This is a genomic window from Lactococcus sp. FSL K6-0773 (assembly GCF_038006485.1).
Taxonomy (GTDB): Bacteria; Bacillota; Bacilli; order Lactobacillales; family Streptococcaceae; genus Lactococcus; species Lactococcus lactis.
This window is the reverse complement of the sequence record NZ_JBBOVF010000001.1, coordinates 991,649-1,001,311: the sequence shown is the minus strand read 5'-3', so window position 1 is coordinate 1,001,311 and position 9,663 is coordinate 991,649. Positions and strand designations below refer to the sequence as shown.

At 36.3% G+C, this 9,663-nt stretch carries 9 protein-coding genes; 5 read left to right on the top strand and 4 right to left on the bottom strand.

The genetic code is table 11. The features are described 5' to 3' along the window. Positions 1-13: 13 nt before the first annotated feature. The 5 genes from MHB61_RS04755 to MHB61_RS04735 are packed head-to-tail and all read left to right on the top strand — an operon-like array spanning position 14 to position 3,565. A complete protein-coding gene (locus MHB61_RS04755) occupies positions 14-1,033 on the top strand; it encodes an ArdC-like ssDNA-binding domain-containing protein (protein WP_081144251.1) in 1,020 nt (339 codons plus the stop codon). After that, positions 1,023-1,292 carry a hypothetical protein gene (locus MHB61_RS04750; RefSeq protein ID WP_081144252.1) on the top strand — a complete coding sequence of 90 codons (270 nt, stop codon included), beginning with the start codon at positions 1,023-1,025 and terminating at the stop codon, positions 1,290-1,292. The genes MHB61_RS04755 and MHB61_RS04750 overlap by 11 nt, the downstream gene beginning before the upstream one ends. After that, positions 1,279-1,596, top strand: a complete 318-nt coding sequence (locus tag MHB61_RS04745) for a hypothetical protein (RefSeq protein WP_081144253.1) — start codon at positions 1,279-1,281, stop codon at positions 1,594-1,596. The genes MHB61_RS04750 and MHB61_RS04745 overlap by 14 nt, the downstream gene beginning before the upstream one ends. After that, on the top strand, positions 1,535-1,900 hold the full coding sequence (gene mobC / locus MHB61_RS04740) for a plasmid mobilization relaxosome protein MobC (RefSeq protein ID WP_137015930.1): 366 nt from the start codon (positions 1,535-1,537) through the stop codon (positions 1,898-1,900). The genes MHB61_RS04745 and mobC overlap by 62 nt, the downstream gene beginning before the upstream one ends. A gap of 3 nt (positions 1,901-1,903) precedes the next feature. Further along, positions 1,904-3,565, top strand: coding sequence for a relaxase/mobilization nuclease domain-containing protein (locus MHB61_RS04735; RefSeq protein WP_081144254.1), 1,662 nt, complete (start codon positions 1,904-1,906; stop codon positions 3,563-3,565). A gap of 495 nt (positions 3,566-4,060) precedes the next feature. On the opposite strand, the gene MHB61_RS04730 is transcribed toward MHB61_RS04735, so the two are convergent. The 4 genes from MHB61_RS04730 to MHB61_RS04715 form a co-directional block, all read right to left on the bottom strand. Further along, positions 4,061-4,516 carry a hypothetical protein gene (locus tag MHB61_RS04730; protein ID WP_081144256.1) on the bottom strand — a complete coding sequence of 152 codons (456 nt, stop codon included), beginning with the start codon at positions 4,514-4,516 and terminating at the stop codon, positions 4,061-4,063. Positions 4,517-4,663: 147 nt separating this feature from the next. Next, on the bottom strand, positions 4,664-4,918 hold the full coding sequence (locus MHB61_RS04725) for an IS110 family transposase (RefSeq protein ID WP_137015927.1): 255 nt from the start codon (positions 4,916-4,918) through the stop codon (positions 4,664-4,666). 278 nt (positions 4,919-5,196) lie between these two features. Next, entirely contained in the window at positions 5,197-6,402 is a 1,206-nt protein-coding gene (locus MHB61_RS04720; RefSeq protein WP_137015925.1) for an MFS transporter, read from the bottom strand. A gap of 112 nt (positions 6,403-6,514) precedes the next feature. Beyond that, on the bottom strand, positions 6,515-9,451 hold the full coding sequence (locus tag MHB61_RS04715; protein WP_081144259.1) for a non-ribosomal peptide synthetase: 2,937 nt from the start codon (positions 9,449-9,451) through the stop codon (positions 6,515-6,517). Between the last annotated feature and the right edge of the window lie 212 nt (positions 9,452-9,663).

Here is a 9,663-nt window from a genome sequence, read left to right as displayed (position 1 = left end):
AAAGGAGGATGCAATGGAAAACGAAAAAGAACATTTAGGGCTACTTGAAGTGTCTGCTTTCAAGCATTATTTACGCTTTGCGGCAGAAAATCTGAGGTATTCAAAGGACAATCTTCAGCGGCTCTTGAAGCAATTTCCGACTGCGACAAGGGTTTTAACGCTTGATGAGTGGCAGAAATTAGGGCTTACACCTAAGAAAAAAAGTCGCGCCCTTGAAGTGCTCGTGCCACGAAAAATCGTCAAGCGGGATGCAGCCCACCAGTTATTAACCACGGAAGACGGGGAGAGACTAATCGAAACTCAATTTATTCTGTCTCTTTGTCTTTTTGATGTGAGCCAAACAAACGCCTCACAAAAAGAATGGGTTCCGCTGTTTAACCGTCCTGAATGTTTGGGAACACCTTTGCGCTATGCCAAATTATTTGTTGGCCTTCGGGCTTTTTCGGCGGGCAAGGTGGCCATTGACTTCTTAAAATCAGAAACCCTTCCCGATGAAAAACAGGTGTGGGTTCCGCAAGGCTTGGGAGAAGAAACCACTATTAAAAGAATTTTGCGCGACTTGGTGGCTTTAGAAGTTGACACAATGAACAAGGAAATCAGGGACTTTGAGGTGCGCGCCATAAGTTACGCCCTCTTTAGTCATCTCAAGCTCTCGTGCGAAGCGGAGGCCTTTCCAGAGTTAGCGGAGTGGACAAAATCGGGCAAGTCGCCCGCCTTTTCTGAACCCATTCTGTCTCACTTGACCACCCTCCTTCAGCAAATCATTCGACGGCTAGACCCTATCTTAGAAGCGACGTTTGATCCAACCGTGGGGAAAAATCCCTTTGAGCGTCGCTTAATGGCGGTTCAAAAAGTCAGACGACGGGGGCAAGCACCGCCCGTTTCAGAGCGTTCTTTTACGCTCCCTTCTCCAGATCCGCAAGAAAATGCGGCCGTACAAGCGATGAATCGGAGAATGCAAGCAGGCAATGCGACACGCCAAGCCCGCTCACAAGTGATGGAAAAAGAGAGGAAAGTAGAAAATGACGAATGAGAATTTACAACTTGCGGTCTTAGAAATTTTGCTCAAAGATCCCAGCAGCGAGTCGCTACGACTTGATATTCATGCGAAAACATTCAACCAAAGAAAGCTCATTCGCAGGCTCCATGCCAAGATAACGTCTTATGAGCGCTTAGAAATTGAGGCGAATGTATCAGAATTACGTGAGGCAAAAGCGACAATCCAGCAGCTATCAGAGGCAGAAGTCAATGACTTGATTGAAGATATTTTGGTGGCTTATGGGAAAAAATAAAGCGGCATCTTCCTCAGAAAAAAGTGCTCTGGGGGATTGGGGGACACCCCCAAAACTTATGGAAAGCGTCGAACGGAGTTCGGCGCTTTTTATAAATTTTGTGTTTGGATATCCAAACACTATGCTTGCAAAAAGGAAAGCGGAGCTGGGAGAAAGTTTGTTTCTCCCAAATGGGGTGCAGGGGAAAAGCTGGGTTTCCCCTGCCCGATTTTGGAACAAAAGCGGAAAGGATAAGATAAAAAATGAAAGGAAAGAACACTCAGAAAAATCGAACTCGTTCTCATCAACGGCTTATTCGATTTAATGATGAAGAAAATGACTACATCAATGCCAAGGTAGAGGCTAGTCCATTTAATAATTTTCAAAACTTTGCGCGGATTTTGCTTATCACAGGGGAAGTCCATTTCACAGATTTCTCGGAACTCAAAGCACTCAACTATGAAGTCAATCGGATTGGCAATAACATCAATCAGTTGGCCAAGCTGGCGCATGAATTTCAGGAAATTTCGCCAGCAGATATTCAACAGTTGCAAACACAGATGACAGATTTGACAGCTCTCGTGAGTGAGCAACTGACGGGAGCAAAAAAAGAAGAAAGGCGGTTGTAGCACATGGTTTACACAAAACATTTTGCGATTCACACGATTGATCACTTGCGCAATTCTAAAGATTATATTGAGAATGCCGCAAAAACCTTGGTCGAAAAATCTGATGTCACGGGACATTTGGATAATATCTTTCCCTATATGATGAATGATGAAAAGACTTTTGCCAAACAGTTGGTGTCAGGCTATATGATTCACAATGTTTATGAAGCCTCAGAAGAGTTTATTGCGACCAAACAACTTTCCGCCAAAGCAAACGGTGAGCATTATATTTTTAATCCTAAAACCAAGCGCTTGGAGTTTTCCTTAAAGAGTTTGGAGCGCGCAAAAAATGGGAATCAGGCGGTGCTGGCTTACCACTTGATTCAATCTTTCTCACCTGAAGACGGGCTAAGCCCCGAAGAAGTTCATGAGTTAGGACGACAAACCATCCTAGAATTAACAGGTGGGGAGTATGAGTTTGTGCTTGCGACGCACGTTGATAAAGCGCATCTGCATAATCATATTGTTTTTAATTCCACGAATGCCTTGACAGGAAAACAGTTCGAGTGGCAGCTGCCTCGCCTGAGAAATGGAAAGGTCAAGGATATGACTTACGAAGCCTTTCAAAAAATCTCAGATCGCATTGCCTCAAAAGCAGGTGCAAAAATCATTGAGACCTCTCCTAAAAATTCTCATGCCAAGTACACCAAATGGCAAACCGAAAACATCTTCAAGTCGCGGATTAAATCCCGGTTGGATTTTCTACTGGAGCATTCTCTTGATCTGAATGACTTCAAATCAAAAGCCAAGGCTCTCAACTTAGCCGTGGACTTTTCAGGGAAGTGGGCGACTTATCGCTTACTGGATGATGTGCAAGTGAGAAATACCCGCGGGAGGAATTTGGTCAAGTCTGACCCTGAACGCTATAATCTGGATCGGATTAAAGATTATCTGAAAAAGAATACAGGGACATTTTCGGTAGAAGATGTCGTCAATCAGTACGAAGAAAAAATCGAAACCGTTAAAAACGATTTCGATTATCAAGTGACGATTGAGCCGTGGCAGATTGACCATGTGACGGCGAAGGGACTTTACGTCAATGTGGATTTTGGCATTGCGCAGCATGGCGTCATCTTTATTGGGACCTATAAGACTGACTTACTTGAGGACGGTAATTTCAATCTCTACCTCAAAACGAATGACTATTTTTACTTCATGGATACAGCAGGAGCAGATAACAATCGTTACATGATGGGACCAACACTCATGCGGCAGCTCAGTCTTTATAACGGTACCGTTCCTGTCGCCAAGGAAAAAGTCATCTCGACGATTGACGAATTGACCGAGGCAATCAACTTCTTGGCGAGTCATGGCGTGACGGAAGGCGGCGAACAGCTGGTGCGATTAGAGCAGCAACTGCTTGAAGCGCTACAAGGGGCAAAGAATCGATTAAAGGAACTCGACAAGAAACTCAGAGACTTGAATGATTCGGCCAAAGAATTGATAATCGGCAACGATGGCGGAGTTCAAGACGAAGTACTTGAGCAAATTAAAAATCAAATTGCTTCGGTCAAGGTTAGTCGTGATTTATTTCAAGAAAAATACAGTAGAACCATTTCTGAGATTAATGACTACCAGGGAATTGTATTTCAGGATAAGAAAAAAGGTTCAAGAAAAACCCTTTGACTTTTTCGGTTTAAATTATCATTGGTTATCATCTTTGGGGTGTAGCTCAAAAATCTCGTGTTGAACTAGGTTAGCAGTGTCAAGGCAATTGCAGAAGATAAGGATTTCCTGACATTTTTTTAGTAAACCTAGAGCTGAAAAATCTCCTTGTTTATATTCGATGAGTAATTTGTTGTAAACCAAAGTAAATTTTTCATACATATAAATGCTGGATTCAAATATGAAGATTTTTTTAGATTTCTTTATATTTGAATGTTCTTCTGGAGAACCTGATAAATAATTCTTAAGACCTTATATGCAACTACAATGAACGCTTTCTGCTTACTACTTCCCTTTCCGACTATTCTCTCGTAAAACTCAGAAAATCTGAGAGAATTAGAATGAACCACTGTCCATCCTACATGGTAAAGCACTCCTTTAAGATACTTTTCCCCTTGAGTAATGTGAGCGGATTTAACCATCCTAGCACTCTCATAGCTGCGGGAAGAGTCCGCATCACTTTGCTAAATGTCTCCCATCTGAAAAGTCAGAAACATCAGGGCCAATTTCAGAGAGGAACGTCCAAGTGGATACTTGACTTATCCTAGGAATTTTAACAAGCTGCTCAAAGTTTTCATGATAGAGCAAGGTCAAAGCATCAATAGACACTTTTAGTCTACGAATCTCTATATCCAGAGTTTGAAGGATGTCTAGATGAACATCCATTTTTTCAAGATAAAGCTTTGAGAAGTTGCCATCACGTGACGCCAGAATCTGTTCTGGTGTAGCTTTGAAATGACGTGAATGTCTCATGGCTTCTATTACAAAGCCAAAGCCAATCCTTACCCATTGTTCAGCGCTTCTAAGAGTTTCTGCTCCGTGCTCACTAAAGCAATCACTCAGGTTGATATTGGTTTGTTGGAGGACATTGTGAATACTACGAATTTGGAACTGAGTAAGTCTAGAGAACACGTTGTCGTTAAGCGTCTCAAGTCTTGAATGACTTTTCAGGCATATTACTTCGAGGAATAAGTTCCATTCGTCCTAAGTCCGCTATCCACCGGGCGCATTTTGATCCGTCTTTCTCCCTTTAATCCGTTGTGTATTGGCGAGGATTAGCTAAAAATCAAAGCATTCTAAGAAATTCCAGATGGGACACCAGTATTGACTGGTTGAGTCCATATAAACTTGAATGACTTCTTGTGCCAACAGCCAGTGAGCTAATTCTTTGAGTTCGGCTGTTGTTGTTCCGACAGTTTTTTCGCTTGTTTTGGAACAACACTTGGTAAAGGACCATAAAGGACTACAAGGGGCACAAACAGCGGGTTTCTTTTGGGGGACATCTATTCCTGCCACCCTTTCCTGCGTCCGCATAAAACCACCTTATTTCATAAAAAATTGAAAGCAAGTGCAAGACACTGCTAAAGCTAAGTTCACGTAATTTTTCATTCGTGCTCAAGGCAAGACTCCGTTATTCTCTCAGTTTCTTGCGTTCAGTTTTTATTATGGGATAAGATCACCATAAAAGTCCATGGGCTGTTCTACTTCAAGTCTATTCTAATCCAATTTACTCCATTACCGTCATTGTTAAAGGGGAAGCCGATAGGCCTCCCCTTTAAGTTATTATTGTTAAAAAAATTTTTTTCATAAGCTTATTTTTTTTTACGGAATAATAACCAGAAAATCATAGCTAGAATAGCTACCGCTATTCCAATAAACATAAAATTGAATTCAAAATTAGGATGTAAAATAAGAGTAAAAGTTATAGTTCCAAGTGGCATAAATAGTATAGCTACAGTGAAAATAATTCCAAACACACGACCTAAAAACTCATTTTCTACATCTCTCTGAACAAAGGAGAAAAACTGTATATTAAAAATTGTTAAAAATAAATTAAAAAGTGCAGGAGCTACTGATAGTAATACCAAGTTTGAGGAAAACAGATATAGAATCGGTGTCGTGGATAGGAGCAAGCCAGAAAAACCAAGATAAAATAATAGTTGACTAGTAGATAAACTTTTATTAAGCTTTCCGCTTAAAAAAGCGCCTATAAGCCCGCCTACAGCTTCTGCTGCAAGAAAACCACCATAAACTCCACCTGATATTTTAGGAAACATTTGATTTCCGTAAGGAAGTAGCAAATTGTATGCTGCAAGAAAGAAATTTACTAATGCTGAGAGCACTATTAAAGTAAAAATCATTTTTTGACCTAAAAGATATTTAAATCCAGCACTTAAATCTTGAAAAATTAAATGAGGCGAAAATTTTTCTTCTTTTTTAATTTCTTCAATTATCGGAGAAACAATTAACATAATCAAGCTTGAAGCAACAAATGAAATACCATCTAGGAGAAGAGAACCATGAATTCCTATCAAATGGTAAATTCCAATGGCAATTACAGGTACTGCAATTTTAACAATTGTACTCGCAGTTTGTAAATATGAATTAATTTTAGCAATGGTATCTTTTTCAACTATTTCTTTGGTAAAAGCTTTATATGCTGGTCCTGAAAACGAGGACAACAAAGCAAGAAAGACATTGGCTATTATAATAGCATAAACAAGCCATGCTTCAACACTAATAAAAGATAATATTATACAGGCTAAACCACTAAAAAAATCGGTTAAAATAATTATTCTTTTTCTTCTAAAGCGATCTGCAATTACTCCTCCAAAAAGATTAAATACAACTCCCATTACACTTTCAAGAGTCTGGTAAATACCTACCAACGACAGAGAGCGTAAATTTAAACCCGCAAGAAATGTATTATTAGCATAATCAAACAGTACATCTCCGATTCTAGAAATTGTGCTACTTGTTACAAGAAAAGTTGAATTACGTTTTTCTATTTTCTTCATTTGAACTCCATTTATTTTGAGCTTTCATTTTTATTATTTAATTTTTTAAAATAATTTGAAACAACGTACATTCAAAGAACGCTTTTTCTGTTATTGAGTAAATTGCTATTCTTTAGGTTTCTTTAACGTAATCTCTTACTTTAATAATTTCTGATTCCTCAAAAGAATCTATAGTAAAATCAGATGGAAGAAGTCTGTCATCAAAAATAGCCATATATAGTTTTTCCTTTTTAGTAAAAATGATTATATATTTCTGAGTAAATTTAGCTTTTATAATACTTTGCAAAGTATTTTTAATATCTTTTACTTCTCCAATGTAATTAAAAGAGAAATTCAATTTTTCTAGTTTTTCCTTAGCAACTTGATAGTTTCCCAAAAACATCGGATAACCGTCAAATATTTTATCTCGAATGTTTAAACCATCTCTATACACGTTTAAAGATTTGCCTATTTCAAAGTTCAAGTCTTGAAATTTTTGATTTTTATGAATTTCAAACGGTATATTAGAGTGTATATCTCCGATAATTTCCGTAGCATCAAAATTATTAAATATTCTTGCATCAGCAATAAATGAACCCGTTAAAACCTGCATATCTTTGTCAATATTAAAAATATACTGTGCAAGCTTATAAACAGCTTCACTTGTTACTTCAATAGCCTCTCTGCTGTGCCGCCTTGACTCGAATAAAAGTACTCTGTTATCTATATGTTCTCTTAATAGAGGTAAAAAACTATCGGTATCTGGAAGCATTGGTAAAATATCATCAATTTCAACGCTTTTATTTCTTTTTTTAGTAAAACCAATAAAATCCTCATAGGTTTTATTGGAAATCTGGACATCTTGTTTATTTAAAAAAGCTTTGAATATTTTCGATAGCTTAAATAAACTTGATTTATCAATTATATTATGTGAAAAATATAGTGTTAATAGTTCTTTGTTTGGGCATACGGTTGCAAAAAATTGTTGTGAATTACTTGAATTATAAAGTATATTTTTGGCATCACTTTCTTGTAACGATGAGTTCATAAGGGCTATAACGGGAACAAATTTATCTGCCTTAATTTTTTTGAAATAAAGATTTCCCCTTTCTTCTATGAGTATCATTCTTAAGATATCAATTTTTCTTGCGACTCGCTCAATAGTATTCTGTATATTTTTTATTCCTTCAAAACTAAAATCATTGTATTTGAAATCTAAAGACAAAACGGCATTATATTTCTTCAATGCATATTGTTTTTGCATAAATAAAGTTGGAATCAGATTATCTTCTAAATCCTCCTCGCGTAAATAATTTTTTAGCATCAATTCAATATTAATTTCATTAAACGTACAAATTTTATTATCCGTTTTTTCCTCTAATGGTTTATTTTTTGTAATATTTCTCTCTTTGTTTTCTAAGAATTCAACAACTTGTTCAATATTCAGTAAACTAGAAATTAATTCTTCAGCAATTTCTAATTGAAATCTCTCTTCAATTTCAATAAAAAAACGAACAGTATCTAATGAGTCCATATCTTCATACGAAATGATTTCGAGTTTTTTTAATATTTCTTCTACCTCAGCCCTAATCATTCCGTTTTCACCGAGGGATGCTTTAATGAAATATTTTTCAATCATTCGTTTTGAATCAAACTTCCTATTCTGGTTTACTAGAAATTCTGGCACCTCAATCAAAATAGGATTCAAATATTTAGGAATAGACTTTTTTATTTTTTCTTTCAGTTTATTTTCACGAGAAAAGACTTGATAAAAGATATAAATCCTCCTACCTTCATAAACAACTTTACAATGTTTTATCTCTTTGAATTTTATAACTTGGTTTTCAATTTCTCCTAATTCAACCCTTATACCGTTAACTTGAACTTGATTATCTTTTCTATTTTCAAATATAAGTTCATCCTTATCATTAAAATGAACAAAATCACCCGTTTTATAATATGGTTTTGAATTAAATTGAATAAATTTTTTCTCAGATAACTCTTTATCAAGTAAATATCCTAAGGCTACCCCATTACCTCCAATATACAACTCACCACTTTTCTTATCATTATCTTCTTTATTGATAATTTTAAGCTCACAACCACTTAAAGGTTTCCCAATTGGTACTTCTAACTTTTCTTTTCCTGTTACCTTATAATAGGTGGCATAAACAGTGGTCTCACTAGGCCCATATAAATTTAATACGCAAGTACCTTGATCTATAATATCAGAAAGTTTATTTGCTAATTGTATTCCAAACACCTCTCCTCCTAGACATAAATATTTCAATCCCTTGAACATATTAAGGGGCGAAATATCCACTAGAAGATCAGCATAAGTTGGTGATAAAGACATATGGGTAATGTTATACTTTTGCACATATTCCAAAGTAGATTTCATTTTTTCCACGTTTTGCAGGTCTTCAGAAAAGCAACAAAGTTTTCCACCAGTAAAAATTGGGGAAAATAACTCTGTTAAAGAAACGTCAAAGGTATATGGAGTTGTAAATAAAAATATAGAGTCCTTACCAAAATCTACAAGAGAATAAAATTCTTCTAATAACCATGAAATGTTTTGCTGTGACAGAAATACTTTTTTAGGAATACCTGTGCTTCCCGATGTACAGATAATATAGGCAGTATTTGATTTTTGAACCACCTCATAATCTATTGTATGCAACTGATTACCAAAAAAAGGTTGGGGTACCGTTAAAATTGCTACATTTTCTAGTCTAATATTATTTGTATCTAAAAACTGTTCATCTGATAAAATTAAATCATAATCTACTTCCTGAATTCTCGTAATTGATTGTTCAAAGCTTAGAGAAGTGGTTAGTGGAAGAGGGATTTTCCCCAATTTTATTATTCCTAAAACTGCAGGCAAAATTAAAATATCATTTTTTATAAACAACGGAACAATATCTTTAGAGGTTTTTTCAGTAATAATTTTTGCTATCTCATCAGAATATATATCAAGTTGTTTGAATGTGAAAGAGGTATCTGGTGACATGAGGCAAATATCGTCTGGATTATTCGATACTCGCTGGTAAAGATGTTCTAAAATTCTCATTTTTTTCTTTTCCTTACATTAATGGGGGGCACTTTAGTGGTGTTTGAAATGGATTTCCCATTTTTAGCTTACGTTTTCATTTAGTTGCTCATAAATATTATACCACAAAATACCACAAAAATTCCGCCTTGAACATTGAGCAAGCCTGGGAGAAACACGTTTTTTTTTAGCCAGAACCTTCACCTGATTTATTTTTTACCTTTATGAGCTAA

Coding starts and splice junctions, on each gene's coding strand:
- mobC (WP_137015930.1), top strand. CDS start 1,535: ATGAAAGGAAAGAACACTCAGAAAAATCGAACTCGTTCTCATCAACGG.
- MHB61_RS04750 (WP_081144252.1), top strand. CDS start 1,023: ATGACGAATGAGAATTTACAACTTGCGGTCTTAGAAATTTTGCTCAAA.
- MHB61_RS04735 (WP_081144254.1), top strand. CDS start 1,904: ATGGTTTACACAAAACATTTTGCGATTCACACGATTGATCACTTGCGC.
- MHB61_RS04720 (WP_137015925.1), bottom strand. CDS start 6,402: ATGAAGAAAATAGAAAAACGTAATTCAACTTTTCTTGTAACAAGTAGC.
- MHB61_RS04725 (WP_137015927.1), bottom strand. CDS start 4,918: ATGCGGACGCAGGAAAGGGTGGCAGGAATAGATGTCCCCCAAAAGAAA.
- MHB61_RS04745 (WP_081144253.1), top strand. CDS start 1,279: ATGGGAAAAAATAAAGCGGCATCTTCCTCAGAAAAAAGTGCTCTGGGG.
- MHB61_RS04715 (WP_081144259.1), bottom strand. CDS start 9,451: ATGAGAATTTTAGAACATCTTTACCAGCGAGTATCGAATAATCCAGAC.
- MHB61_RS04755 (WP_081144251.1), top strand. CDS start 14: ATGGAAAACGAAAAAGAACATTTAGGGCTACTTGAAGTGTCTGCTTTC.